This is a genomic window from Nocardioides thalensis (genome assembly GCF_013410655.1).
GTDB classification, from domain to species: Bacteria; Actinomycetota; Actinomycetes; order Propionibacteriales; family Nocardioidaceae; genus Nocardioides; species Nocardioides thalensis.
Genome location: NZ_JACCFP010000001.1, coordinates 4,457,885 through 4,481,612, shown reverse-complemented (window position 1 = coordinate 4,481,612; position 23,728 = coordinate 4,457,885). Strand labels below are relative to the sequence as shown.

The following is a 23,728-nucleotide window of genomic DNA, read 5'->3' as shown; positions in this document are numbered from 1 at the left end:
CGGACCCTCTCTCGTCCCGTCGACCGAGATCTGATGCGAGAGGACTGAGGAACACATGCATCACCCAGGAGAGCTCAACGTGCAGGCCCGTGCCGGCATCCACGGGGTCGCGCACGGGAGCGCCACGGTCGTGAACGACATCCCCGCCGTCGCGGGGCAGTTCCTGCTGGATCAGCGGATGATCGTGGTCTCCGCTGTCCGCGACGGCGCGGTGTGGACCACGATCCTGGTCGGGGAACCCGGCTTCATCCAGGCCGGGGCGGACTCCTCCGTCCGGATCCGGACCGAGCTGCCACCGGAGGACCCACTGTTCGGCGCGTTCGACTCGCCCCACGAGATCGGCATGATCGCGATCGAGCCCGAGACCCGGCGCCGGATGCGGATCAACGGACGTGCACGGCTGGACGGCGGTCTGCTCACCGTGCAGGCCGACCAGGTCTTCGGCAACTGCCCGAAGTACATCCAGACCCGCCGCGGGCGGTTCGTCGACGGGTCACCGGTCACCTCACGGTCCACCGGGAGCACGCTGACCGAGGACCAGGTCGCCTGGATCGGCTCGGCGGACACGTTCTTCGTCGGCACCACCGCCGCGGGACTTGGCTCCGACGCCAGCCATCGCGGCGGGAATCCCGGGTTCGTCGACGTCGCCTCCGACCGGGTCTCCTGGCCCGACTACGTCGGCAACTCGATGTACATGACGCTCGGGAACCTCGACCTCGACCCCCGTGCCGGCCTGCTCTTCGTGGACTTCGAGCGTGGTCACACCCTGCACGTCAGCGGCACGGCCAGCGTCGACTGGGACCAGGACCGCGCGGCGCAGTGGCCCGGAGCCCAACGGGTCGTCGACCTCGAGATCAGCCGGGTGATCCAGCTCGACCACCGTGTCTCCCTGCGCTGGGACCTGGAACGGCTGTCCCGGTTCAACCCACCCCTCGAGGACTCGCAGCCATGAAGATCGATGTCGACCGCACGACGTGCGAGATCCACGCGCAGTGCGTGTTCGCCGCCCCCGACGTGTTCTCCCTCGACGAGGACGACGAGCTCGTGTACGACGCCGACCCGGGCCCGGAGCACGACGAGGCGGTCCGCAGCGCGGCGCTCGTCTGCCCCGTCCAGGCGATCAGGGTCTCCGGCGACCTGGCATGAGGACGGTTGTCGTGGCCGGTGCCGGACTGGCCGGGCTCAGCGCCGCCGCGGAGCTGCGCCGCCGCGGCTGGGACGGACGGCTTGTGATCATCGGCGAGGAGAGACACCGCCCGTACCGACGGCCTCCCCTCTCGAAGGAGTACCTGCTCGCGACGACGCCCCCCGTGCTCGACCTCCCCCAGGCCGACGACTTGGCAGCGGAATGGCGGCTGGGCCGGGCGGCCGCCGGACTGGACCTGCGCCCGCGCCGGGTGCGCCTGGCGGGAGGGGAGGAGATCGGCTTCGACGGGCTGGTCATCGCGACCGGTGCCGCGGCGCGCGCTGAGCCTCCCGCTCTCGCGCACCCCGGCGTCGTCCGGCTGCGAGGCCTCGACGACGCGACCGCGCTGCGGGACCGGCTCACCACGAGCCGGCGCGTCCTCGTGGTCGGCGGCGGCTTTCTCGGGACGGAGGTCGCGGCCGCTGCTGTGCAGCTCGGCAAGGACGTCACCCTCGTGGATCGCGGACCGCAGCCCCTTCTTCGCGCAGTGGGCGCGCGGGTCGGCCACCTGGTCGCGGACCTCCACCGAAGCCACGGCGTCGATGTCCGGCTCCAGACGCAGGTTCGCCGCCTGTCCGGTGGATTGAGGAGCCTGAGCGTCCAGCTCGACGACGGCGCGGTCGTGGCCACCGACCTCGTGGTGGCCGCCCTCGGTTCCCACCCTTCGACCGGCTGGCTCGCCGGCTCGGGTCTCCGCGTCGACGGCGGGGTCATGGTCGACGCCCGCGGGCTCGCGGCCCCGGGGGTCACCGCCGCGGGCGACGTCGCCCGCTGGCCGCACCCCGTGCTCGACCACGAGCACGTGCGGATCGAGCACTACGCCACCGCCGCCGATCAGGGCCGGCTGGCTGCCCGCGCCCTTCTCGGCGACCTTCCCGACGACCGGGCTGCGCTCCTTCCGTCGTTCTGGTCGCACCAGTACGACTGGCGCCTGCAGTCCGTCGGCTTCACCGGCTCCCGGTTCGAGTTCACGCTGGTCGACCACGACGGCACGGACCGGTTCACCGGTGAGTACCGCCACCGCGGTCGTCTGGTCGGAGCCATCACCAACGGGCGTCCGCGCGCCCTCGTCGACTACCGGACGGAGCTCCTGACTCAGGCCGCTGCTGCCGGATAGTCCGGGAGAGGCTGCTTGCTCCGACTCCATACTATGCCGTATGGTTTGGCCATGTCGACCTTGATCGCCAGCCCGACCACAATGACAAGGTCCTCGGGCTTCTGGACCGTGCTCCTGGCGGTGGTCCACGTCCTTGCGACTCCGCTGTTCTACGCCGACTCGCTGCAGAGCATCCTCGACGCCGGCGTGCTCGGGGCCGTCGACTCGGACCCCGACCTGACAACGCTCCGGGCCGCGGCGTTCTGGTACGTCACCGCCGGCCTCCTGCTGGGAGCTGTCGGTTGGATGGTGATGCTCGCGGAGCGACGAGGCACGGGCGCCCCGCGGGGATTCGCGCTCGCCCTCGGGTTGACCGGGGCCTGGGGGGTCATCCTCAGCCCGCTTTCGGGATTCTGGCTCTTCCTCGTCATCGCGTTCCTCGCCCGTCGCAACACGGTCCAGGCATGAGACATCACATCAGCGTGATCACCCTGGCCGTGGACGATCTCGATCGAGCCGTCGGGTTCTACCGGGCCCTCGGGCTGGAGACGCCCGGCGTGATCGGCACCGAGTTCGAGGGCGACGAGAGCACGCCCGCAGGCGACGTCGCCATGTTCAAGCTCGCCGGTGGGCTCATCCTGGCGCTCTATCCCCGATCGGAGCTGGCCAAGGACGCCAAGGTCGCGGCGGGGTCTCCCAACGCAGCCGAGTTCAGCATCGGCCACCTCGTCGACACCAGGGAGGAGGTCGACGCCGTGCTCGCTGAGGCGAAGGCGGCCGGCGCGACGTTCACCGATCAGCCCCACGACCGCCCGTGGGGCATCTACTCGGGCTACTTCCGTGATCTCGACGGTCACCTGTGGGAGATCATCTGGAGCCCGAACGGGCCGGCTCTCTGACGCTGCGGAGCTCCCCCGCTCGGGCGGTGGCCCACAGCGCGAAACCGAACAGCACCAGGCCGCAGGCGATGTCCAGGACGACGTGGCCCTGTCGCCACCATGCCATGTCCGTCGCCGCGGGGACCGCGTAGTGGGCGAGGCCGACCAGGCCTGACACGGAGTACACGGTGAGCGCGACGGCCGCTCCCACGATCCTGCGGCGGTGCCAGAGGACGAGCGCCAGGACTCCGAACGCGGTGAAGACGAACCACGACAGCCCGACCGCGGCCTGGGACGGCACCGGGACGTCGCTGCCAGGGGCCGGCGCCGGGTAGTCGCGGTAGTTCACGTAGTTGTCGACGTAGTGCACCACCGACACCGCCACCGCGATCGCCCAGGACCGGTGGAGAATGCGCCCCGCGCGTTCGTACATGAGCCGCCCCTTCCGGATGCCGAAACATACCACACGGTATGTTCCGCCGTAGCGAGCGGGGATCGCTGCGGGTTGGTTCGGGGCCGGCCCAGGGGTCTCACCAATGGTCGCGGGCACATCCCCCGCAGGACAGTGGCTGTTCATCCCAGAAAGGAACAACGATGTTCAGCACACGTACGGCGCGCGCTCTCGCGACCACGGCCGCGATGATCTCGGCGGCGGCGTTGGCCGGCACCACGGCACTCGGTGCCGCAGCGGACGGCCATCACACCACCTCCGGGGACCTCCAGGGCTCGCTCGACGGAGTCGTCCGCCACGGTGCCGTCGGTGCCCTCGTCGAGGTGCGCGGCGATAGCGGCCCGTGGCGCGCAAGCGCCGGCGTGGCCGAGATCGGCTCCACGCGGCCGGTGCTGGAGCACAGCCGGTTCCGGATCGGCAGCATCACCAAGTCGTTCACCGCGACGGTCGTCCTCCAGCTCGTGGACGAGGGCCTCATCGAGCTCGACGACCCGTTGGCGCTGTGGTTCCCCGCCATCCCGAGGGCTCAGGACATCACCGTCCGGCACCTGCTGGGCCACACGAGCGGGATCTTCGACTCGTTCCGCACCATGCCGAGACCACCTGCACCGGCCTTTCTCGAAGCGACCCGCCGCACCTGGACACCCCAGGAGCTGATCGATCGGGCGCTTGCTCATCCCCCGGTGTTCGACAGGCCGGGCTCCGAGTTCTCCTACTCGAACACCAACTACACGATCCTGGGAGCCATCGTCGAGCGCGTCGTCGGTGCGAGCTACGGCGAGGCCATCGAGCAGCGGATCCTTCGACCTCTGAAGCTCAGCGACACCTCGCTGCCGGGCACCCGGACGCGGATCAATGGTCCGCATTCCCAGGGCTACGTACCGCTCCTACGGGACGGTCGGGTCGAGCTGGCCGACTTCACCGAGATGAATCCCTCCATCATGGGCGCGGCCGGCGAGATGATCTCGACGACCGAGGACCTGAACGACTTCTTCGATGCCCTCCTCAGCGGCGAGCTCGTCTCGCCCGAGCTGGTGACGGTCATGAAGACCCCCAGCACTCCCGGAGGGCGCTACGGCCTGGGCTTGTGGATCGTCCGGACCTCGTGCGGCGACGTCGCCTATGGTCACGACGGGGACGCCATCGCGTTCCAGTCGTACTCCTTCGCGAGCGGCGAGCGCGACCGGCAGGTCACCGTCGCCCTCACCCCTGACTTCTCGGGAGATCCGGACGACGCGGTCGACGCCCTGATCGACGAGGCACTCTGCGGCTGACCACTGCTCGCGCCGTCGCGTCGCCGCTAGCTCTCGAGCGTGGCGAGGATCCTGTCCCACAGGCGTGAGATCTCCCGCATCGGCATCGGCGGCAGGTGGTGGTAGCCGCCGATGAGGACGAGGTAGATCATCCGCGCCACCGCCCGGGCTTCGCTCTTGCTGCTCGTCATGTCTTGGAGCACGGACTCCAGGTAGTCGAGCCTGCGACGATCGATCTCCTCGAGTGCGGTGCGAGCAACCGCGTCCTGCGTCGCCCAGCCCCGCACGGCGACCTCCAGCGACGCGGAGCCGGCTCCGCCCCTGACGACTGCCGCCTGCAGCCGTTTGATCCGCTGCTGCGGCGCGTCGCCCGCACCTGCCTCGGCAAGCTCAACGTAGCGCTGCGTCTCCCGGTAGGAGAAGTGCTCCAGCATCGCTGCCTCGAAGTCGGCGACCCCCGAGAAATGGTGGTAGAAGCTGCCCTTGGTCAGGCTCAGCTCGTTGCACAGCCGATCGATCGTGACGGCCCGGTGGCCCTCGCGGGCCAGGACGTCGAGGCCCTTCTCGAGCCATCTCTCGCGAACTGACATGCTCGCACCTTTCCGTAGGCGCCTGGCGGCACGTGCGCGAGACTATCGATCGCCGTGCTCCGGCCACCTACGCACTCGACCGGTCGCGCGGCGGAGCTGCTCAGGGCGTCGCCGGCTCGCGCGCCGGCGTTGCCGCCCGCTCGGCCATCACGAAGGCCGCGGACAGGGCGATCACCAGGCCTGCCACCATGCCCGTGAGGTTCAACATCCGGTACACCGATGTCATCTGGTCGCTGAGGTCCGCGCCGGCCGCCAGGCTGATCGTGCGTCCGAAGCCGTAGGCGAACAGCGAGCCGCTGCCGATCCACGTCGCTGACACTGCCCGGCCGAGCGGCCAACCGCGGAACAGACCGATCAGGCCCAGGATGCCTGCGGCTGCGAGCAACGCCAGGCCACCCTCGACGAGCTCGCCGAATCGTGTGAGGAACGTCCACGGGACGTCGTACCAGCCGTCCGGCGCGAAGATCCCCTGCCCGATCCTCACGACACCGACGCCGGCGGCAAGGACGGCGGCCGTCACCCCGAGGACTCGCTGGACCCCGAAGGTGGGGCCGCGTCGGCACGTGCCCGCGAGCGCCGCCTCCCACCTGACGCGGGAGTACAACGCGAACGACGTCGTGACGAGAACCCCCTGGATCGCGAACGACGATCCGACCAGGACGTACGCCCAGTCCTCGACCAGTCCTTCACGCAAGCTGATCAGCTCCCCCGTGGTGGTCAATGACGATGTGAAGCCAGTGACCACGAGGAGTACCGCGGGCACGAGGAAGCCGGTCCCGATCCATGCAGGCACGATCACGAGCCAGGCCGGCACCCGCATGCCCCACGGGTGGGTCAGCGCCATCGCCACCGCCACCGCCACGAGGTCCATCAGGCCCGTCACGATGTTCTGCACCTCCCACCCGGAATGGGCAGGAGAGCTCTCCGGTACTCCGACCATGACGCCCGCCACCCAGAGCGCCTTGAGCACGAGGTACGGCGCCACGGCGACCACCAGACCGTAACCGGCCACGATCCTGATCCTGGAAGGCTTTCCTTGCGTCGATGGCATACCGTACGGTATCGCATGATCCGCTCGAACAGACACCGGCGCATGGTGGCGCTACGTGAGGAAGGACGAAACCGATGAGCGACGACTCCAGGACGGCGATGCCGGGCTTCTCCGGCAGCGTCAACATCGCGATGAAGATCCCGCGAGCGCAGTACGACGCCACGGTGGCGTTCTACCGCGACGTCCTCGACCTGCCCGTCACCGACGTCAGCGACTCGGCGATCGCCACCGGCGTCTCACGAAGCCACCGCTGCGAGTTCGGGCCGAACACACTGTGGCTCGACGAGGTGGAGAACTACAGCCGATCCGACCTCTGGCTCCAGGTCGACACCGACGACATCGCCGCAGCGATGGATCGCTTGGCAGCCGCCGGCGTGACGCCGCAGGACGAGCTGGAGCCGTTGCCCGACACGGCACGGGCGCACTGGATCACCAACCCAGCAGGCATCGTCCATCTTGTCGGTCAGAAGGACCTCTGACCGCGCCGACCAGACATTCACCCGCGCGAGGGGGTCAGGTCACTCGTTCGAGGGGCGCCTGACCGTTGCGGCGAAAAGAAGATGGTGGCCATGCCATCCATGACCTCCCTTCTTCGCCGCAGCCTCATCGTCCTCGCTGGATCGGGTCTGGCCGTCGCCACGACCGCCGCCGCGCACTCGTCTCGAGCCCACGAGAGCCAGGCGGTCGCCGTACCGGTCGACCGCGCCGGCGAGCCGGGCTGGCTCACTCCGCAGTCCATCGACGGCGTCGGGCGGTTCACGATGCGCGGTCCGAACGTCGAGGGTGACCAGATCCGGTTCCAGATGCACGCCGAGACCGCGCGAACGGGCCTGACCCGGGGTGCCTTCTCCTTCCGCCACCACTCGCCGGCCTCCGGGGCCGAACCGGCGTGGACGGCGCGCGGTCGGGGCCGGGTGACCTGCCTGCTCGTCGACGGAGACATCGCGCTCCTCACGGCGGTTGTCCGCCACGAGGTGGTGCCCGGTCAGCCGAACGGCACCGGCCCGCACGCCTTCTACATGAAGATCACGGACGCCTCCCCCGATCGCGTCTCCTTCATCCAAGGTCCGCCGCCGCCGTACGGCGCGGACTACGGCATCCACGGGTGCAGCGATCCCGAGGCGATCCCGGGCATCCCGCCGGAGGCGGTCGACAGCTACGTGCTCGAGCGTGGCGACTGGCGGCTGCAGGGCCCGTGACCCGTGCCGTTCGCGGCTCTCAAGCCGCGACCCCGAGCCGGGCGAGGAAGGCCGCCGCCGCGGGCGAGGGCCCGCGCCGGCTCCACACGACGTGCTCGGCCCGGGACGGCCCGCCGCGGACCGCGATGGTCGTGACGCCGTCGAGCCTCGGCGCGAAGGCCTCGGGGAGCAGGCCCACGCACAGCCCGCTGCGGACCAGAGCGGCCATGAGGTGGGCGTCGGTCACCTCGAACGCGACCTCCCGGTCCAGCTGCGCGGCCGCGAACGCCCGGTCGGTCTGGGCCCGTCCGGGAGTACCGGTGGGGAAGTCCGCGAACACCTCGTCCGCGAGCTGGTCGAGCCCGAGCCGCTTCCGGTGGGCGAGGCGGTGATCGGGGGCCACCACCGCGACGTGGTGATCGGTCGCCAGCACGTGGCCCTCGACACCCTCGACCGTCGCTCCGGCCGGGAGCCCGAGGAAGGCGACGTCGAGGCGCCCGTCGGTGACGCGGCGCACCAGAGCGTCGCTGGCGCCGGTGAGCAGGCCGATCCGCACCTGGGGATGGTCCTGGTGGAACCCGCTCAGCACCTCCGGGACGTCGACGGCGGCGACGGTCGGGATGACCCCCACCGACAGGCGTCCGCGAATCTCGCCGGTCGCCGCCGCCACCTCCGCCCGCGCGCGCTCGGCCGCCTCCAGGCACTGCCGGGCCGCCGGCAGGAACGCCTCTCCCGCAGCGGTCAGGCTCACGCGGCGGCTCGTGCGGTGGAACAGCCGCGTGCCGAGCTCCTGCTCCAGGCGCGCGACCTGGTGGCTGAGCGCCGACTGCACCACGAAGCATCGCTCGGCGGCGCGCGTGAAGTTCTCCAGCTCGGCCACTGCGACGACGTACCTCAGTTGTTGTAGGTCCACGCGATCAATCGTCACCGACGATGGATCGGATGACAAGCATGTGTTGGACAGATGGTTGGTGCCCGACGAGGCTGGAGCCAGGTTTCGACACGAAAGGAGACGCATCATGAAGGTTCTGGTGATCGGAGGCACCGGGTACGTCGGGAGTGCGGCGGTTCGCCGGCTGCGGGCTGCCGGGCACACCCCGGTCGTCCTCGTCCGCAACGCCGCCAATGCGCCGGCGGGGGTCGAGAGCCGGGTCGGAGACCTTCGGGACCCCGCCTCCCTGCGGGCCGCGATCACCGACGACCTCGACGCGGTGGTCCACGCCGCCACACCCACCGGCGACTGGCGGGCCGACGAGGTGGCCCTGGACACCCTGGTCGGGGCGCTCGCCGGTCGCGCGCTCCTCTACGTCAGCGGCGTCTGGGTGCTCGGCAGCACGGTCGAGCCGGTCGACGACTCCGCGCCGGCCCGCCCGATCCGGATCGTGGAGGGTCGTGACTCACTCGAGACGATCGTCCAGAGCGCGCGCGACCTCCGTGGCATCGTGGTGCGCCCCGGCATCGTGCATGGCGCCGGCGGCGGCATCCCGGCCATGATGGTCGACTGGGCCCGAGCGACGGGAGCGGGGCGGTTCGTCGGGGAGCCCGGTGTGCGCTGGCCGATGGTCCACGTCGACGACCTGGCTGACCTCGTGGTGCTCGCCCTCGAGAGCGCCGAGCCCGGCGCCGTGCTGCACGGCATCGCCGAGTCCGCCGTGCCCGTCGACGAGCTCGCGAGGGCAGCCGACATCGCGGTCGGCGGCACGGGGCAGGCCAAAGCATGGCCGGAGGTCGAGGCCGCGACCGAGCTCGGTGCCGAGTTCGCGGAGGCACTGGCGCTGCACCAGGAGGTCGTTGCCACCGCGGCTCGCGAGCTCGGGTGGACCCCGATCCGGCCCGACGCCGTCGCCGACCTGCGCGAGGGCAGCTACGCGGCGCGCACGCCACGGGACAAGATCGTCGTCCAGCCGGCCGACGGGGCCGAGCGCACCGTGGACATCGACGCGATCGTCGAGCTCGTCCGTCGCGTCGAGGTCGCCCAGCAGACCGAGGACGTCACGGCGTGCCCGGCGCCTTCGAGCAGCACAGCGTGTGGACCACCGCCCACGGCAAGCGGATCGTCGGGAAGGACGAGATCACAGCCTTCACCCGTGCGGTGCTCCCGGGCGCGATGCGCGAGTCCACCGCGACCTACGACGTCGAGCACATCCTCTTCGTGCGCGACGACGTCGCCGTGGTGAACATCCGGCAGCGGCCGGTCGGGCTCGACGGAGCCCCTCTCGACGGCGTGCCCGAGGGGCGGCCGGTGCACGTGCTGGTGCGTAGCGGCGACAGCTGGCGGATCGCGGCCGGGCAGAACACGCAAGTGCGGGACTGAGCCGAAGACCGGGTCGTGGCGGGATCCCCCTGTCGGTCGTCGGGTACCGGTGCGCGTCTCACGGCGGAGCCGACTCAGGTCCAGCCGACCGGGTGACTGCGTAGCCGGCCAGGAGGACGCCCGCTACGGCAAGGATCCCGCCAACCGTCTTGCTCGTCGTCGGCTGCTCGCCGGTCATCACCGCCAGCGCGTAGCCGACGGCCGGAATGGCGGCGGTCAGCACTCCGGACACACTGGCCGGGGTGCGGCGCGCGCCGTACGTCCACAACAGAAGAGTGGCGCCGGAGGCGACGACGCCCAGATACAGCGTCGCGCCGATGCCCGCGGTGCTCACCGTCAGCTGCGCGCGTCCCCCAGCGATCTCCCAGAGCTGCCACGGGAGCAGCAGGATCACACCCCACAGCGCGGTGGCAGCGGCCAGCACCACAGGGTCGTCGGTGGGCACGTCGCCGGCTGCGCCCGTCTCGGCGCTGCCCGAGCGGCGCAGCAGCACCGTGTAGGCGGCGTAGGCCAACACGCCCGCGAGCACCAGGACGACTCCACGATCGAACCTGGCGCCGCCTGAGGCGATCAGGACGACGCCCGCAGTGGCCAGGAGGAGCCCAACGAGGGTCCCGGTTGCCACACGCTCACGCAGGGCAACGGCCGCGAGCCCGGCCGTCGCCACGGGTAGGACCGCCTGCAGCAGGGCGGTCGTTCCCGCGGTCGTGTAGAGCAGCGCGACGTTCTGGAGTCCGTAGTACGCCGCCACGCCGGTCAGTCCGAGCACGGCGGTGAGGGGAGTCCGCAGCATGCGCCCCAGCCCCTCGCGGCGCAGCGCCAGCGGCAGCAGCACAGCCACGCACAGGACGAACCTGAGAACGGTCAACACGGCAGGCGACGTCGACGTCAGAGCGCTCTCCGACACCACGAACGTCGTGGCCCAGATCAGCACAGCGCTCGACAGCGCCATCAGAGGCGCAGCTGAAGTCACGGGCGGAACGAGCGCAGGCGGCAGAGAACCCGGCGCTGGCCCGAGCCGAGGCCCGGAGTGCCGTCCCGCGATCCGATCCCGGCGGCGCCAGGTCTGGATCGACTGCCCGGTGGTGTCGACGTCGTGGTCACGCCACCCGTCACCTGCGGCTCCTCTCCGGCGGAACCATGGGCCACCGCCATACCGTACGTTACTGTATGGCCCGCCGGACGCCGAACGCCGAGGTGGATCCTCCGCGCCTGTGCTGCGACGGCGCTCGGAGACCCGGCGCAGACCGGCTCGCCGGCCGCGAGTCCGGCACCGGCGCGGCGCCGCCCGAAATCAGAACATCCCGAACCCTGAGGGTTCGGGATGTCCGGGACTCCTAAGAGGAGACTACGTGCGCGAGGGGGGAGTTGAACCCCCACGTCCTTTCGGACACACGGACCTGAACCGTGCGCGTCTGCCTATTCCGCCACTCGCGCTCTGCTGTCGGCATCGCTGTTCGACAGCCGGGCAAGGCTATCCCAGGCGGTGCCGCGCGCCCAAACTGGCGGTCGATCGCGGCACCTATACGATCGAGCGGACCGTTCGGACCGCAAGGTGACGACTGTGCAGGGCGACAGGGAGGAGGCCGCGATGGGTGGGTTGCAGCGTTTCGAGCAGCGTCTCGAGCGCGCCATCTCCGGCGTCTTCGCGCGCACGTTCCGCAGCGCGGTGCAGCCGGTCGAGATCGCCGCGGCGCTCCAGCGCGAGCTCGACAACAAGGCGCAGATCCTGTCCCGGGAGCGGCGGCTGGTGCCCAACGCGTTCGAGGTCGAGCTCGCCAGCTCCGACCTGGACCGGCTGGCGCCGTACGACTCGACGCTGGCGGGCGAGCTCTCGACCCAGCTCCAGGAGCACGCCGACCTGCAGAGCTATGTGTTCCCCGGCCCGATCAAGATCGCGTTCACCGCGGCCGACGACCTCAGCACGGGCCAGCTCCGGGTGCTCAGCCGCGCGGAGGCGACGGTCACCGGCAGCAGTCGCGGCGGGGGCCGGCAGCGCACCCGCGCGGTGCTCGACGTCAACGGCACCCAGCACCCCCTGCAGCCGCCCGGGCTCGTCGTCGGGCGCGGCAGCGAGGCCGACCTCCGCATCAACGACCCCGGCATCAGCCGGCGGCACGCCGAGTTCCTCGTCTCCACCGTCCAGGGCAGCGGCCTCGCCCCGGGCGAGGGCGAGCTCCACATCGAGGTGCACGACATGGGCTCCACCAACGGCATCACCGTCAACGGGCACAAGGTGGCCCGGGCCGTCCTCGCCGACGGCTCCCGGGTCCAGGTCGGCCACACCTCCCTGACCGTGCGCTTCCTCCCGGAGCCCCACCAGGAGTCGCCCGGTGTCTGAGCTGACCCTGTTCCTGATCCGGATCGCCTACCTGGCGATCCTGTGGATCTTCGTGCTGTCCGCGATCTCGGTGATCCGGTCCGACATGTTCGGCGCCCGGATGCCCACGCCCGCCACCGGCGGCAAGCCGCCGAAGCAGCCCAAGCAGAAGGCGCCGCCGAAGCGGCGGGGCGCGCCCACGCACGTCGCGGTCGTCCAGGGCCCCAACACCGGCATCACCGCCGCGCTGGCCGACGCCCCGATACTGATCGGCCGCGGCAACGACGCGGCGATCCGCCTCGACGACGACTACGTCTCCACCCGGCACGCGCGGATCGCGGCGTCCGGTGACCAGTGGTTCGTCGAGGACCTCGGCTCCACCAACGGCACCTACCTCGGCAACCAGCGGCTCACCCAGCCGACCACGATCATGCTCGGGTCGCAGGTGCGGATCGGGAAGACCGTCCTGGAGCTCCGGAAGTAGCCGCGGATGACCGAACCAGCTCCCGGGCCCGAGACCGTCCCGTCGCCTGACGCCGCCCCCCGCCCCGCGGGTGGTGCGGACCTGCGCCTGCGCTACCACGCGGTGTCCGACGTCGGCCGCGTCCGCAAGGACAACCAGGACTCCGGGTACGCCGGGCCGTGGCTGCTCGCCGTCTGCGACGGCGTCGGCGGCGCCGCGCGCGGCGACATCGCCTCCAGCACGGCGATCGCCGAGCTCCGCCAGCTCGACGTCCCACCCACCGGCGACCTGCTCATCCGCGTCACCGACGGCCTCCACGACGCGCACGAGTCGATCGGCAGCCAGGTCGACGCCGACCCGGCGCTCAACGGCACCAGCACAACGGCCACGCTCGCCCTGTTCGACGGGCGCAAGGTCGCCATCGGTCACGTCGGCGACTCCCGCGGCTACCTCTTCCGCGAGGGCGAGCTCTCGCAGCTGACGACCGACCACACGTTCGTGCAGAGCCTGATCGACGAGGGCCGCATCACCGAGGAGGAGGCGCGCACCCACCCGCACCGCAACCTCATCCTCAAGGCGCTCGACGGGCTGCACGAGGTGGAGCCCGACCTGTTCGCCCTCGAGCTGGTGCCCGGCGACCGGCTGTTCCTCTGCAGCGACGGCGCCTGCGGCGTGCTGGAGGCCGGGCGGATCGCCGACATCCTCTCCGGCGGCAGCCCCGAGTACGCCGCCATCGAGCTGGTGCGCGCCAGTCTCGACGCCGGCAGCTCCGACAACGTCACCTGCGTCGTCGCCGACGTGCTCACCGAGGAGCAGGCCGCGGCCGACCCGACGTACGCCGCCCTCCAGCCGCAGACCGTCGGCGCCGCGGCCGAGCTGCGTCGCCGGCTCCCGCGCAGCCTGTTCCGCGGCCACCGCTCCGGTGACACCGGCGAGCTCGAGCCGGTCGACGCCGAGATCCCCGAGGGCATCGACTTCGCGATCCAGGCCGACCCGCCGATGGATCCGGAGACCTACCGCTACGCGCCGCGCGCGCCGCAACGGTTCCGCTGGGCCCGCCGGCTGATGGCGCTCGCCCTGGTGCTCGGTCTCGCGTGGGTCGGCGTCGCCTCGGCGTACTGGTGGACCCAGCAGCAGTACTACGTCGCCGAGGCCGACGGCATGGTCGTCATCTACCGCGGCGTCAACGACCTTCCCGGCCTCTCCAGCGTCTACCGCGAGACGACCATCCCGGTCGACAGCCTCTCGGAGTCGCAGGCCGAGGACGTCGCCGACGGCCTCGACGCCGACAGCTACGACGACGCCGAGCAGATCGTGCGCAACCTCGCGAAGGACGCGCAGCTTCCCGTGGACCCGAGCCTGGGCGGGGCGGCCGACTGACATGCCCAACAACGCCGGCCTGATGGGGTTCGTCCACCGCCGACGGCGCGGAGCGGAGCTGTTCCTTCTCGTGCTCGCGCTCGTCGTCGGCGTGGGCGCCTACGCCGCGGTCGGCCTCGGCGTCGACGGCGAGGTGCCCACCAACATCCTCGGGTACGGCGGGTGGCTGGCCGCCCTCGTCGTCGTCGCCCACGTGGTGGTGCGGATGGTCGCGCCGTACGCCGATCCGGTGCTGCTGCCGGTCGTCGCGGCGCTCAACGGCCTCGGCCTCGCGATCATCCGGCGCATCGACGTCGCCGAGGACACGTCCAACGCCGACAACCAGCTGATGTTCATGACCGTCGGCGTCGCGCTCTTCGTCGCCGCGCTGTTCCTCATCCGCGACCATCGGCTGCTGGGCCGCTACACCTACACGCTCGGCCTGGTCTCGCTCGGGCTGCTGGTCCTGCCGATGCTCCCCGGCATCGGCAACGAGGTCAACGGCGCCCGGATCTGGATCGCGCTCGGACCGCTCAGCTTCCAGCCGGGCGAGGTCGCGAAGGTGCTGCTGGTCTTCACGTTCGCCGGCTACCTGGTCGTCCACCGCGACGCACTGGCGCTCGCCGGCCGTCGCCTGCTCTTCATCGACCTGCCGCGCGGTCGCGACCTCGGCCCGATCCTCGCCATGTGGGGCATCAGCCTCTGCATCCTCATCCTGCAGAAGGACCTCGGCTCCAGCCTGCTGTTCTTCGGCCTGTTCCTCGTCATGCTCTACGTCGCCACCGAGCGCGCCGGCTGGCTGTTCGTCGGCAGCGCGATGTTCCTCGGCGGGGCCGCGGCGGCGTACGTCTTCGTCGGCCACGTCGGCCAGCGCGTCGACATCTGGCTCGACCCGTGGGCCGACCCCGACGGCAGCGGCTACCAGCTGGTCCAGAGCCTCTACGGCTTCGCGTGGGGCGGCCTGATCGGGCAGGGCCTCGGCCAGGGCGTGCCCGACCGCATCCCGGAATCGCACAACGACTTCATCCTGGCCGCGATCGGCGAGGAGCTCGGTCTCACCGCGGTGATCGCGGTCCTGCTCCTCTACGGCCTCATCGTCGAGCGGGCGCTGCGCGCCGCGCTCATCTGCCGCGACGGCTTCGGCAAGCTGGTCGCGGTCGGCCTCGGAAGCGTCATCGCGCTCCAGGTCTTCGTCGTCGTCGGCGGCGTCACCCGGCTCGTGCCGCTCACCGGTCTCACCACACCGTTCCTCTCGGCCGGCGGCAGCTCGCTGGTCGCCAACTGGGTGATCGTCGCGATCCTGCTGCGGATCTCCGACCAGGCCCGGCGGCCGCTGCCGGCGCTGACGGACCAGGACGAGGACCCGGACGAGGCGAAGACCCAGGTGGTGAAGGTGGTGAACGACGAGAGATGAACAAGCCGATTCGCGCCATCTCCACCTTCTGCCTGCTGCTCTTCCTGGCGCTGATGATCAACGTGTCCTACCTCCAGTTCTGGGCGGCGGAGGACCTCAACGAGCACCCCGGCAACGCCCGCGTCGCCGAGGCGGCGTTCAGCCGTGAGCGCGGCGCGATCATCGTCGGCCGCGACCCGATCGCGCGCAGCGTCGAGAGCGACGACCGCTACGAGTTCCTGCGCAAGTACCCCAAGCCGTGGCTCTACGCCAACGTCACCGGATACCTCCAGTTCGCCAGCCAGACCGGTCTGGAGCGGTCGCAGAACGAGATCCTCTCCGGCGAGGACCCGCGGCTCTTCGTCAACCGGCTCGTCGACCTGGTGCGCAACGAGACCAACAAGGGCGGCAACGTGCTGCTCACCCTCGACCCCGAGGCGCAGGAGGCCGCCTACCACGCGCTCGAGGCCGCGGTCGGCCCCGAGGGCGAGGGATCGGTCGTGGCGATCGAGCCCAAGACGGGCAAGATCCTGGCGATGGTGTCGCTGCCGTCGTACGACCCCAACGAGCTGGCCACGCACGACTTCGAGGCGGCGGGAGAGGCCTACCGGGCGCTCGAGGACGACGAGCGCGAGCCGCTGCTCAACCGGGCGATCCAGACCCGCCTGTTCCCCGGCTCGACCTTCAAGATCGTGACCGCGGCGGCAGCGCTCGACAGCGGTGACTACGCCGTCGACGACCTGGTGCCCTCGGGAGCCACCTACCAGCCGAACGGTGTGGGCAACGTGATCGACAACGAGGGCCGCACCGCGTGCGACGCCGAGAAGATCACCTTCGAGACCGCGATGGCGTGGTCGTGCAACACCGCGTTCGCGCGGATGGCCGTCGAGCTCGGCGAGGACGCGCTGCGCGAGCAGGCCGAGGAGTTCGGCTTCAACAGCGACTCCTTCGACGACCTGCCGTCGTCGGTCGAGTCGGTCTTCCCGACCGGCGACCTCGAGGACACGTTCCTCGCTCAGACCGGCTTCGGCCAGTTCGAGGTGCAGGCGACGCCGCTGCAGATGGCGATGGTCGCGGCTGCGGTGGCCAACCGCGGCACGCTGATGAAGCCCTACCTCGTCGAGGAGGTGCAGTCCGCGGAGTACGAGACTCTCGAGACCACCGACCCCGAGGAGCTGCGTTCGGCGATCGGCGCGGGTGCCGCCCAGGACCTCACCGACCTGCTCGTCGCCACGGTCGACGAGGGCACGGCCAACGTCGCGGCGATCCCGGGCCTGTCGGTGGCGGGCAAGACCGGCACCGCGCAGCGCGGCGACGGGCTGCCGCCGTACGCGTGGTTCACGTCGTTCGCGCCGGCGGAGAACGCCGAGGTGGCCGTCGCTGTCATGATCCAGGAGGCGCCGGGGAAGGACATCTCCGGAGGCGGCCTCGGCGGACCGGTGGCCAAGGCTGTGATGGAGGCGGTGCTGCAGTGAGCGAACAGGGCGGACAGGGGGATCCCGTGCAGTACGCCGACGCCGCGCGCCGCTACCGGCTCGACAGCCGGATCGCGACCGGCGGGATGGGCGTCGTCTGGCGCGCCACCGACACCCGGCTCAACCGCGAGGTCGCGGTCAAGGTGCTCAAGCACGAGTACGTCGACGACCCGACCTTCCGGACCCGCTTCGAGACCGAGGCGCGGCACGCCGCGTCGCTCCACCACCCCGGCATCGCCGGCGTCTTCGACTACCAGGCCGACCCGGCCGGGCTCGGTGAGGGCGGTGCGCCGTACCTCGTCATGGAGTACGTCGACGGCGCGCCCCTGTCAGCGCTGCTCGCCCAGGCGAAGTCCGACGGGCGCCGGCTCGACCCCGACGTGGTGCGCGACCTGATGGGACAGGCCGCCGCCGCCCTCGGCGTCGCCCACGCGGCCGGGATCGTGCACCGCGACGTGAAGCCCGCCAACCTGCTCGTCACGCCCGAGGGCCAGGTCAAGGTGACCGACTTCGGCATCGCCCGCGCCGGCGACTCCGCCCAGATCACCCGCACCGGCGCGGTGATGGGGACGCCGCAGTACCTCTCGCCCGAGCAGGCGCGCGGCAACACCTCGACGCCCGCGTCCGACGTCTACGCGCTCGGCGTCGTCACGTTCGAGTGCCTGGTCGGCCGGCGGCCGTTCGAGGCCGACACGCCTGTCGCCGCGGCGCTCGCGCACCTGCAGCAGCCCGTGCCCGAGCTCCCGGGCGACGTGCCCGCCGACCTCGCCGCGGTCGTGCGGCGCGCGATGGCGAAGAACCCCGAGGAGCGCTATGCCGACGGCACCGCGTTCGCCCAGGCACTGCGCGACCCGTCCGCCGCCGCCGCGGCGGGTGCCGGGACGCTGGCCCCGGAGACCGCAGCGACCGCGGTGATCCCGGGCGCCGCGGCCGCAGTCGCCGGCGCCGCTGCCGCGGGCATCACGACGCCGCAGCCCGACCGGCCGGAGCCGGCAGCGGCGTACGCCGGCGACGACGAGGAGCGGCGCCGCTCGCCGTGGCCGGCGATCCTGCTGGTGCTGTTGCTGGTCGCGATCGCGGTCCTGATCGCCTACCTGTTCCTGGGCGGCGACGACGAGGAGCCGGCGACCGACACGAGCACCTCGCAGTCGACCAAGGAGCGGAAGTCGCCGCGCAACGACCGGATCGTGATCGACGAGGACGACTACGTCGGACGCGACGTCGACGTGGTGGCGGACGAGCTGGAGGGGCTCGGGCTCGAGGTCGCACTCGACGAGGTCACGAACGACGGGACCGCGACCGAGGGCGAGGTCGAGGGCCTCAGCCCGACGGGAACGGTGGAGGAGGGAACCATCATCACTGTCACCTACTTCGGCGCGCCTGACGTCGAGACCCCGGACTCGCCGGACTCGCCGGACACGCCGGACAGCACAGCGACGACCGAGACGTCGGAGCCGCCGCCCACGACGGAGCCGCCACCCACGGAAGAGACGTCCCCGACCGAGCAGACCTCCCCCACCGAGCAGTCGTCCGCGACCGGACTCCTGGAGGACACCGAATGACGACCGGACCGGGCGAGGGCCACGGCGTGGTCGGCGGCCGCTACCAGCTCGGCGAGCTGCTCGGGCGCGGCGGCATGGCCGAGGTGCGCAAGGGCACCGACACGCGGCTCGGCCGCGTCGTCGCAGTCAAGCGGCTGCGCACCGACCTCGCCTCCGACGCGACGTTCCAGGCGCGGTTCCGGCGCGAGGCGCAGTCGTCGGCGTCGCTCAACCACCCGGCGATCGTCGCCGTCTACGACACCGGCGAGGAGCCGGCGCCCGACGGAGTGGCCCAGCCCTACATCGTCATGGAGTACGTCGCCGGCCGCACCCTGCGCGACATCCTGCGCGAGGGTCGCAAGATCCTCCCCGAGCGCGCGCTCGAGATCACCAGCGGCGTGCTGTCTGCCCTCGACTACAGCCACCGCGGCGGCATCATCCACCGCGACATCAAGCCGGGCAACGTCATGCTCACGCCGTCCGGCGACGTGAAGGTGATGGACTTCGGCATCGCCCGCGCGATGAGCGACGCCGCCTCGTCGATGACCCAGACCGCCGCGGTCGTCGGCACCGCGCAGTACCTCTCCCCCGAGCAGGCGCGCGGCGAGACCGTCGACTCCCGCTCCGACGTCTACTCCGCCGGCTGCCTGCTCTACGAGCTGCTCACCGGCCGGCCGCCGTTCGTGGGCGACTCGCCCGTCGCCGTCGCCTACCAGCACGTGCGCGAGCCCGCCGTACCCCCGTCCCACCACGACGCCGACCTCACCCCGCAGATCGACGCGATCGTGATGAAGTCGCTCGCCAAGCGGGTCGAGGACCGCTACCAGTCGGCTGCCGCGATGCGCACCGACATCGAGCGCTACCTCGCCGGCCGGCCGGTCCAGGCCGTCGCGCCCCCGCCGCCGGTCGACCCCGGCCCGCCGACCGCGGTGACCGCCGTCGTGCCCCCGTCCGACGCCGCGAGCGACACGTCCGTGCGCGGCACCCCGGTGCGCGACGACGAGGACGACGAGCCGAAGCGTGCCTGGCTGTGGGTGCTGCTGGCGCTCTTGGTGATCGCGCTGATCGCCGCCGCGTTCTGGGCGTGGCCCAAGCTGTTCCCCGGCGGCCCGGAGGAGGTGCCGGTGCCCGATGTCGTCGGCGCCGACCGCGACGCGGCCGAGGAGGAGCTCGAGCTGGCGGGCTTCGACGTCGACGACCGGCTCGTCGAGTGCAGCGACCGCTACGAGGTCGACCAGGTCATCACCCAGGAGCCGCAGCCGGGGGAGTACGCCGTCGCCGAGTCCACGACCGTCGAGCTCACCCTGTCCAGCGGCAGCTGCGACTTCCCGATGCCCGCCGTCACCGAGATGTCCGAGCAGGCCGCGATCGCCGCGCTCGTCGAGGAGGGCATCCCGCGGCGCAACATCACGACCCTGCCCGACCCGTGCGACTCCGACGAGCCCGCCGACACCGTCGTCGAGCAGACGCCGCAGGCCGGCGAGCAGGTCGGCCGCGACGACCAGGTGCAGCTGTGCCTCTCCGACGGCCCGGAGGCGGTGCCGAACGTGGTCGGCAAGACCCGGGAGCAGGCGGCCCGGGCCCTGCGCGACGCCGGCTTCCGCCCGGTGTTCGCCAAGGACCCCGACTCGACCGAGCCCGCCGGGACGGTGACGCGCCAGGTGCCGCAGGCCGGCACCGACCTCCCCGAGGGGTCGCAGGTGACGGTCTACTACTCGACGTTCGTCGAGCCGGAGGACACCGACGAGGACGGCCTGACCGACGACGAGGAGGGCGAGCTCGGCACCGACCCGAGCAACCCCGACTCCGACGGCGACGGCCTGACCGACGGCGACGAGGTCAACGCCGAGGCCCCGACCGACCCGATGAACCCCGACACCGACGGCGACGGCGCCACCGACGGCGACGAGGTCGAGGCGGGCACGGACCCCAAAGACCCGCTCAGCTTCCCGTTGCCGGGCGAGGGCAACGAGGAGGAGTAGCGCCGCCTAGCGCAGCGGCTCGGCGTACCTGATGTCCACGAGGCCCTCGAACGCCGGCGCCTCGACCTGCTGCTCGGTCTCGACGTCCCACCCGATCGCGATCTCCGGGTCGGCGGCGTCGGCGCGGTAGCCGGCGACGATCGGGTCGCTGTCGAGCGCCGACAGCAGCGCCGTCGGGTCGCCGACCGCCTCGATGTCGTAGGGCTCGGGGTAGGGCACGCCCTGGAGCTGGACCGCGTTGCCCTCGCACTTGATGCCGGTCGTGCTCACGACCCGCTGGCCCTCGATGACGACGGCCTCCGCGCCGGCGCGCCACAGCGAGTTGACGACCGCCTGGATGTCCTGCTGGTGCACGACGTAGCGGCGCAGCACGTCGCCGGACGCCCCCGCGTCGCGGGCGTCCTCGAAGAGGTCGTCGGGGGCGTCGGAGAGGGTGATCGACAACCCGGGCCCGGTGCGCGGCGTGAGCCCGGCGGGGTCGTGGAGGCGCTCGACCTCGTGGCGGGTGGTGCGCACCCGGAACGAGCGCACGTTCTCCGACATCCGGTCGATGTCCTGCTCGAGGTCACGCGCCCGCGCCTGGAGCTGCTTGACGTCGTCGGCCTCCGCCTCGGCGAGGCTCGCGAGGTCGGTGTAGCGGCCGGGTCGCAGGTCGGTGCCGCCGCTGTCGGCGGCGGACACCGCGAAGAGCGCGCCGCTCAGCAGCACGACCGTGGGCGTGCCGATGCGCCACGCCAGCGACCGCCGCGCGTGATGCCGGGGCGGCTTCGCGCCACCGTCGGGCGCGGAGTGGAGGGGTCGGCCCTCCGCCTCGTGCGCGCCCGTCATACTCTCTAGCGTAGGTGGGCGTCGTGGCCGATGCGCCATGCCCACCGCCGTATCGAGATCAGAGCCCGCCGAGGAGCGAGTCGTGTCCAAGCTGTCCCGCCTGTCCAGCCTGCGCAAGGACAAGTCCGACGACCCCCTCGCACCCGAGACCGGCCCGGTCTTCAGCGTCCGGTTCGTCATCGCCCTGGTGCTGATCCTCGGCGGCATCGCGTGGCTGGCGTACTACTACCTGGGCGTGCGGCCGACCGACGGCTGGATCGACGGCCTCCCGGTCAAGGACCAGGAGGGCACCGGTCCGATGGCCGTGCAGAAGCTCCAGGGCTGGAACTACCTGATCGGGTTCGGCGCGATCATGCTCGGCCTGGTCGTCTCCGCCCACCGGTCCACCCCGCTCGGCCGCGGCCGCGGCGTCGTCGTGGGCATGCTCGGCTGCTTCGTCATCGGCCTGCTGTGGATCTGCGTCTACTACGTGACCCAGACCGCCAACCCGCCGAAGGACATCGCGATCTTCAACGACCTGGAGCAGAAGAACCTGTTCGTCGGCATCGCGCTGATGGCGGTCGGTTTCACGTTCGCCACGAAGTGGGAGTGAGCGCCCCGAACCGCAACGGCGCCCCCGGTCGAGGACCGGGGGCGCCGTGGTTTTTCCCCACCGTTGTCCACAGCTGGGGAGAACTACAGCCGTGTAGTTCATCCCCAGTGGTGGATAACCCTGGGGACAAGCGCTAGATGAGCATGCGGACGGCGGTCGCGGCCACGAGCAGCACGCCGACCGCGACGCAGCCGGCCGTCTGCACGGTGGTACGCCGCTCCCGCGGGGCGTAGATCAGAGCGGCCCCGACCGCGAGGCCGCCCAGGAACCCGCCGAGGTGGCCCTGCCACGAGACACCCGGCGCCAGGCTGATCGCCACGGCGAGCACGAGCGTGAACCCGAACTGCGAGAGGTCGACCTTCGCCTTCCGCGCCACCACCAGCTGCGCCGCCAACAGGCCGAAGATCGCGCCCGACGCGCCGACCGCGGACCCGGTGCCCGTCAGCCAGAGGACGGCGACGCCGCCGGCGAGCGCCGACAGCAGGTAGAGCGCGAGGAACCGGGCGGTGCCGAGGATCCGCTCGAGCACCGGGCCGAGCTGCCACAGCGCGAGCATGTTCATGCCGATGTGCCACCACTCGACGTGGGTGAAGGCGTGGGTGAGCAGGCGCCACACGCCCCCGTCGAGGACGCCGGGCAGCCACCGGCCGTCGGCGATCATCGAGCAGGTCGCCGAGCTCTCGACCCCGGTGAAGTAGCGACTGACGTCGCCGGCCAGCGTGCACCGGCCATCACCGAGCATCATCAGCCAGGCCACGAGCGGGCTGTCGTTGCCGCCGGTCGCGGTGACCGCGAGCCACACGACCCCGCTGATCGCCATCAGCACGAGCGTCGCGCGGCCGGGGGTCTCCGGGCGCAGGCCGCCGTACGCCGTACGGCCCGCGCGCGTGGACTTCGCGCCCTCGGCGACGCAGTCCGGGCACTGGAAGCCGACCGAGGCCTCGCGCATGCAGTCGGGGCAGATCGACTTCCCGCAGCGCTGGCAGCGGATGTGGGCCTCGCGGCCGGGGTGCCGGTAGCAGACCGGCACCCCGCCGGCAGGTTGCTCGCTCAAGTTGGGCGCTCGATCAGGCCCCGGTGATCTGGACCGACTCGATGACGACCGGGTCGAGCGGCTTGTCGCCGGGACCGGTCGGGACGCCGGCGATGGCGTCGACGACGTCGCGCGAGGCCTGGTCGGCGACCTCGCCGAAGATCGTGTGCTTGAAGTTGAGCCAGGTGGTGGCGCCGACGGTCACGAAGAACTGCGAGCCGTTGGTGCCCTTGCCGCCCTGCACGCCGGCGTTGGCCATCGCGAGCAGGTAGGGCTTGTCGAAGGTGAGCTCGGGGTGCGGCTCGTCGTCGAAGGTGTAGCCCGGGCCGCCGGTGCCGGTGCCCTGCGGGCAGCCGCCCTGGATCATGAAGCCGGGGATGATCCGGTGGAAGCCGAGGCCGTCGTAGAACGGCGTGCTGCCGGCCGAGCCCTCGCGCGGCGAGGGGCGGTAGGGACCGTCGGGCGAGACCTCGACCGGGTTGCCCGTCGCCAGGCCGACGAAGCTCTTCACGGTGCGCGGCGCGTGGTCGGGGAACAGGTTGACGACGATGTCGCCCTTGTTGGTCTTCAGCGTGGCCTGGAGGTCTGACATGGGTTCCCTTGCAAGTCGGTGGGGGTGGCGGCCCGGCACCGGTGCGCGGGCCCACCGGCGATCCTACGCAGCCGCCCGGAGGGCTGGAGTCGGGCGTCTGTCCGTGGTGGGATGGGGTATCAGTCCTGCACGTGTCCCCCACGAAAGGTTCTG

At 71.5% G+C, this 23,728-nt stretch carries 25 protein-coding genes, 1 tRNA gene and 1 pseudogene; 18 read left to right on the top strand and 9 right to left on the bottom strand.

All coding sequences use genetic code 11. The annotated features are described in order from the left end of the window. Positions 1-55: 55 nt before the first annotated feature. Genes HNR19_RS21830 through HNR19_RS21810 form a run of 5 tightly spaced genes read left to right on the top strand, consistent with a single transcriptional unit; the run spans position 56 to position 3,181 of the window. Positions 56-952: a pyridoxamine 5'-phosphate oxidase family protein gene (locus tag HNR19_RS21830; RefSeq protein ID WP_179669913.1), complete on the top strand. Its 897-nt coding sequence runs from the start codon at positions 56-58 to the stop codon at positions 950-952. Continuing rightward, positions 949-1,146: a ferredoxin gene (locus tag HNR19_RS21825; RefSeq protein ID WP_179669912.1), complete on the top strand. Its 198-nt coding sequence runs from the start codon at positions 949-951 to the stop codon at positions 1,144-1,146. Before HNR19_RS21830 ends, HNR19_RS21825 begins: the two co-directional genes overlap by 4 nt. Further along, on the top strand, positions 1,143-2,303 hold the full coding sequence (locus HNR19_RS21820; protein ID WP_179669911.1) for an NAD(P)/FAD-dependent oxidoreductase: 1,161 nt from the start codon (positions 1,143-1,145) through the stop codon (positions 2,301-2,303). The genes HNR19_RS21825 and HNR19_RS21820 overlap by 4 nt, the downstream gene beginning before the upstream one ends. Positions 2,304-2,354: 51 nt before the next feature. After that, positions 2,355-2,750, top strand: coding sequence for a DUF6463 family protein (locus HNR19_RS21815; protein ID WP_179669910.1), 396 nt, complete (start codon positions 2,355-2,357; stop codon positions 2,748-2,750). Then, on the top strand, positions 2,747-3,181 hold the full coding sequence (locus HNR19_RS21810; protein WP_179669909.1) for a VOC family protein: 435 nt from the start codon (positions 2,747-2,749) through the stop codon (positions 3,179-3,181). Before HNR19_RS21815 ends, HNR19_RS21810 begins: the two co-directional genes overlap by 4 nt. Here the strand turns inward: HNR19_RS21810 and HNR19_RS21805 are convergent. Next, the gene (locus HNR19_RS21805) at positions 3,150-3,593 is read right to left on the bottom strand and encodes a hypothetical protein (protein ID WP_179669908.1); all 444 of its coding nucleotides are present in this window, start codon (positions 3,591-3,593) and stop codon (positions 3,150-3,152) included. The two genes, HNR19_RS21810 and HNR19_RS21805, sit on opposite strands and share 32 nt — an antisense overlap. A gap of 161 nt (positions 3,594-3,754) precedes the next feature. Here HNR19_RS21805 and HNR19_RS21800 point away from each other — a divergent pair, with 161 nt between their 5' ends. Continuing rightward, positions 3,755-4,885 (top strand): serine hydrolase domain-containing protein, encoded by a 1,131-nt coding sequence (locus HNR19_RS21800; protein ID WP_179669907.1) that lies wholly within the window; start codon positions 3,755-3,757, stop codon positions 4,883-4,885. Positions 4,886-4,911: 26 nt separating this feature from the next. On the opposite strand, the gene HNR19_RS21795 is transcribed toward HNR19_RS21800, so the two are convergent. Together HNR19_RS21795 and HNR19_RS21790 are read right to left on the bottom strand one after the other, a co-directional pair. Continuing rightward, on the bottom strand, positions 4,912-5,454 hold the full coding sequence (locus tag HNR19_RS21795) for a TetR/AcrR family transcriptional regulator (protein WP_179669906.1): 543 nt from the start codon (positions 5,452-5,454) through the stop codon (positions 4,912-4,914). A gap of 100 nt (positions 5,455-5,554) precedes the next feature. Further along, complete coding sequence (locus tag HNR19_RS21790; protein ID WP_179669905.1) at positions 5,555-6,541, bottom strand: hypothetical protein; 987 nt, start codon at positions 6,539-6,541, stop codon at positions 5,555-5,557. A 38-nt stretch (positions 6,542-6,579) separates the two neighbouring features. On the opposite strand from HNR19_RS21790, the gene HNR19_RS21785 reads away from it, so the two are divergent. Together HNR19_RS21785 and HNR19_RS21780 are read left to right on the top strand one after the other, a co-directional pair. Then, positions 6,580-6,984: a VOC family protein gene (locus tag HNR19_RS21785; RefSeq protein ID WP_246303566.1), complete on the top strand. Its 405-nt coding sequence runs from the start codon at positions 6,580-6,582 to the stop codon at positions 6,982-6,984. A gap of 90 nt (positions 6,985-7,074) precedes the next feature. Next, positions 7,075-7,704, top strand: coding sequence for a hypothetical protein (locus HNR19_RS21780; RefSeq protein ID WP_179669904.1), 630 nt, complete (start codon positions 7,075-7,077; stop codon positions 7,702-7,704). Between the two features lie 19 nt (positions 7,705-7,723). Here the strand turns inward: HNR19_RS21780 and HNR19_RS21775 are convergent, their stop codons facing one another. Further along, complete coding sequence (locus HNR19_RS21775; protein WP_179669903.1) at positions 7,724-8,596, bottom strand: LysR substrate-binding domain-containing protein; 873 nt, start codon at positions 8,594-8,596, stop codon at positions 7,724-7,726. Between the two features lie 106 nt (positions 8,597-8,702). Between HNR19_RS21775 and HNR19_RS23025 the strand changes: the two are divergent. Beyond that, positions 8,703-9,128 (top strand): annotated as a pseudogene (locus HNR19_RS23025) (NAD-dependent epimerase/dehydratase family protein); the annotation flags it as partial. Between the two features lie 272 nt (positions 9,129-9,400). Beyond that, positions 9,401-9,997 carry an SgcJ/EcaC family oxidoreductase gene (locus HNR19_RS23020; protein WP_246305077.1) on the top strand — a complete coding sequence of 199 codons (597 nt, stop codon included), beginning with the start codon at positions 9,401-9,403 and terminating at the stop codon, positions 9,995-9,997. Positions 9,998-10,055: 58 nt separating this feature from the next. Here the strand turns inward: HNR19_RS23020 and HNR19_RS21765 are convergent, their stop codons facing one another. Then, entirely contained in the window at positions 10,056-10,949 is an 894-nt protein-coding gene (locus HNR19_RS21765) for a DMT family transporter (protein WP_179669902.1), read from the bottom strand. Positions 10,950-11,350: 401 nt separating this feature from the next. Further along, positions 11,351-11,434, bottom strand: a tRNA-Leu gene (locus HNR19_RS21760). Positions 11,435-11,588: 154 nt separating this feature from the next. Between HNR19_RS21760 and HNR19_RS21755 the strand changes: the two genes are divergently transcribed. Genes HNR19_RS21755 through pknB form a run of 7 tightly spaced genes read left to right on the top strand, consistent with a single transcriptional unit; the run spans position 11,589 to position 20,530 of the window. Next, complete coding sequence (locus HNR19_RS21755) at positions 11,589-12,338, top strand: FHA domain-containing protein (RefSeq protein ID WP_179670439.1); 750 nt, start codon at positions 11,589-11,591, stop codon at positions 12,336-12,338. Beyond that, positions 12,331-12,801, top strand: a complete 471-nt coding sequence (locus HNR19_RS21750) for an FHA domain-containing protein FhaB/FipA (protein WP_179669901.1) — start codon at positions 12,331-12,333, stop codon at positions 12,799-12,801. The genes HNR19_RS21755 and HNR19_RS21750 overlap by 8 nt, the downstream gene beginning before the upstream one ends. Positions 12,802-12,807: 6 nt before the next feature. Beyond that, on the top strand, positions 12,808-14,160 hold the full coding sequence (locus HNR19_RS21745) for a PP2C family protein-serine/threonine phosphatase (RefSeq protein ID WP_179669900.1): 1,353 nt from the start codon (positions 12,808-12,810) through the stop codon (positions 14,158-14,160). A gap of 1 nt (position 14,161) precedes the next feature. Next, positions 14,162-15,553, top strand: coding sequence for an FtsW/RodA/SpoVE family cell cycle protein (locus tag HNR19_RS21740; RefSeq protein ID WP_179669899.1), 1,392 nt, complete (start codon positions 14,162-14,164; stop codon positions 15,551-15,553). Continuing rightward, entirely contained in the window at positions 15,550-17,007 is a 1,458-nt protein-coding gene (locus HNR19_RS21735; protein ID WP_179669898.1) for a peptidoglycan D,D-transpeptidase FtsI family protein, read from the top strand. Before HNR19_RS21740 ends, HNR19_RS21735 begins: the two co-directional genes overlap by 4 nt. Beyond that, the gene (locus tag HNR19_RS21730; RefSeq protein ID WP_179669897.1) at positions 17,004-18,569 is read left to right on the top strand and encodes a protein kinase domain-containing protein; all 1,566 of its coding nucleotides are present in this window, start codon (positions 17,004-17,006) and stop codon (positions 18,567-18,569) included. Before HNR19_RS21735 ends, HNR19_RS21730 begins: the two co-directional genes overlap by 4 nt. Beyond that, complete coding sequence (gene pknB, locus HNR19_RS21725) at positions 18,566-20,530, top strand: Stk1 family PASTA domain-containing Ser/Thr kinase (protein ID WP_179669896.1); 1,965 nt, start codon at positions 18,566-18,568, stop codon at positions 20,528-20,530. The genes HNR19_RS21730 and pknB overlap by 4 nt, the downstream gene beginning before the upstream one ends. A gap of 6 nt (positions 20,531-20,536) precedes the next feature. On the opposite strand, the gene HNR19_RS21720 is transcribed toward pknB, so the two are convergent. Beyond that, a complete protein-coding gene (locus HNR19_RS21720; protein ID WP_179669895.1) occupies positions 20,537-21,358 on the bottom strand; it encodes a DUF881 domain-containing protein in 822 nt (273 codons plus the stop codon). 82 nt (positions 21,359-21,440) lie between these two features. Here HNR19_RS21720 and HNR19_RS21715 point away from each other — a divergent pair, with 82 nt between their 5' ends. After that, complete coding sequence (locus HNR19_RS21715) at positions 21,441-21,950, top strand: cell division protein CrgA (RefSeq protein WP_343047324.1); 510 nt, start codon at positions 21,441-21,443, stop codon at positions 21,948-21,950. 133 nt (positions 21,951-22,083) lie between these two features. Here HNR19_RS21715 and HNR19_RS21710 read toward each other — a convergent pair whose 3' ends face one another. After that, the gene (locus HNR19_RS21710) at positions 22,084-23,004 is read right to left on the bottom strand and encodes a rhomboid family intramembrane serine protease (RefSeq protein WP_179669893.1); all 921 of its coding nucleotides are present in this window, start codon (positions 23,002-23,004) and stop codon (positions 22,084-22,086) included. 13 nt (positions 23,005-23,017) lie between these two features. Next, positions 23,018-23,575 carry a peptidylprolyl isomerase gene (locus tag HNR19_RS21705; RefSeq protein ID WP_179669892.1) on the bottom strand — a complete coding sequence of 186 codons (558 nt, stop codon included), beginning with the start codon at positions 23,573-23,575 and terminating at the stop codon, positions 23,018-23,020. Positions 23,576-23,728: the final 153 nt, after the last annotated feature.

What these genes read in the sequence shown, in the direction of transcription:
- HNR19_RS21830 (WP_179669913.1), top strand. Translation starts at nt 56, where the DNA reads ATGCATCACCCAGGAGAGCTCAACGTGCAGGCCCGTGCCGGCATCCAC.
- HNR19_RS21825 (WP_179669912.1), top strand. Translation starts at nt 949, where the DNA reads ATGAAGATCGATGTCGACCGCACGACGTGCGAGATCCACGCGCAGTGC.
- HNR19_RS21820 (WP_179669911.1), top strand. Translation starts at nt 1,143, where the DNA reads ATGAGGACGGTTGTCGTGGCCGGTGCCGGACTGGCCGGGCTCAGCGCC.
- HNR19_RS21815 (WP_179669910.1), top strand. Translation starts at nt 2,355, where the DNA reads ATGTCGACCTTGATCGCCAGCCCGACCACAATGACAAGGTCCTCGGGC.
- HNR19_RS21810 (WP_179669909.1), top strand. Translation starts at nt 2,747, where the DNA reads ATGAGACATCACATCAGCGTGATCACCCTGGCCGTGGACGATCTCGAT.
- HNR19_RS21805 (WP_179669908.1), bottom strand. Translation starts at nt 3,593, where the DNA reads ATGTACGAACGCGCGGGGCGCATTCTCCACCGGTCCTGGGCGATCGCG.
- HNR19_RS21800 (WP_179669907.1), top strand. Translation starts at nt 3,755, where the DNA reads ATGTTCAGCACACGTACGGCGCGCGCTCTCGCGACCACGGCCGCGATG.
- HNR19_RS21795 (WP_179669906.1), bottom strand. Translation starts at nt 5,454, where the DNA reads ATGTCAGTTCGCGAGAGATGGCTCGAGAAGGGCCTCGACGTCCTGGCC.
- HNR19_RS21785 (WP_246303566.1), top strand. Translation starts at nt 6,580, where the DNA reads ATGAGCGACGACTCCAGGACGGCGATGCCGGGCTTCTCCGGCAGCGTC.
- HNR19_RS21780 (WP_179669904.1), top strand. Translation starts at nt 7,075, where the DNA reads ATGCCATCCATGACCTCCCTTCTTCGCCGCAGCCTCATCGTCCTCGCT.
- HNR19_RS23020 (WP_246305077.1), top strand. Translation starts at nt 9,401, where the DNA reads ATGGCCGGAGGTCGAGGCCGCGACCGAGCTCGGTGCCGAGTTCGCGGA.
- HNR19_RS21765 (WP_179669902.1), bottom strand. Translation starts at nt 10,949, where the DNA reads ATGGCGCTGTCGAGCGCTGTGCTGATCTGGGCCACGACGTTCGTGGTG.
- HNR19_RS21755 (WP_179670439.1), top strand. Translation starts at nt 11,589, where the DNA reads ATGGGTGGGTTGCAGCGTTTCGAGCAGCGTCTCGAGCGCGCCATCTCC.
- HNR19_RS21745 (WP_179669900.1), top strand. Translation starts at nt 12,808, where the DNA reads ATGACCGAACCAGCTCCCGGGCCCGAGACCGTCCCGTCGCCTGACGCC.
- HNR19_RS21740 (WP_179669899.1), top strand. Translation starts at nt 14,162, where the DNA reads ATGCCCAACAACGCCGGCCTGATGGGGTTCGTCCACCGCCGACGGCGC.
- HNR19_RS21735 (WP_179669898.1), top strand. Translation starts at nt 15,550, where the DNA reads ATGAACAAGCCGATTCGCGCCATCTCCACCTTCTGCCTGCTGCTCTTC.
- pknB (WP_179669896.1), top strand. Translation starts at nt 18,566, where the DNA reads ATGACGACCGGACCGGGCGAGGGCCACGGCGTGGTCGGCGGCCGCTAC.
- HNR19_RS21720 (WP_179669895.1), bottom strand. Translation starts at nt 21,358, where the DNA reads ATGACGGGCGCGCACGAGGCGGAGGGCCGACCCCTCCACTCCGCGCCC.
- HNR19_RS21705 (WP_179669892.1), bottom strand. Translation starts at nt 23,575, where the DNA reads ATGTCAGACCTCCAGGCCACGCTGAAGACCAACAAGGGCGACATCGTC.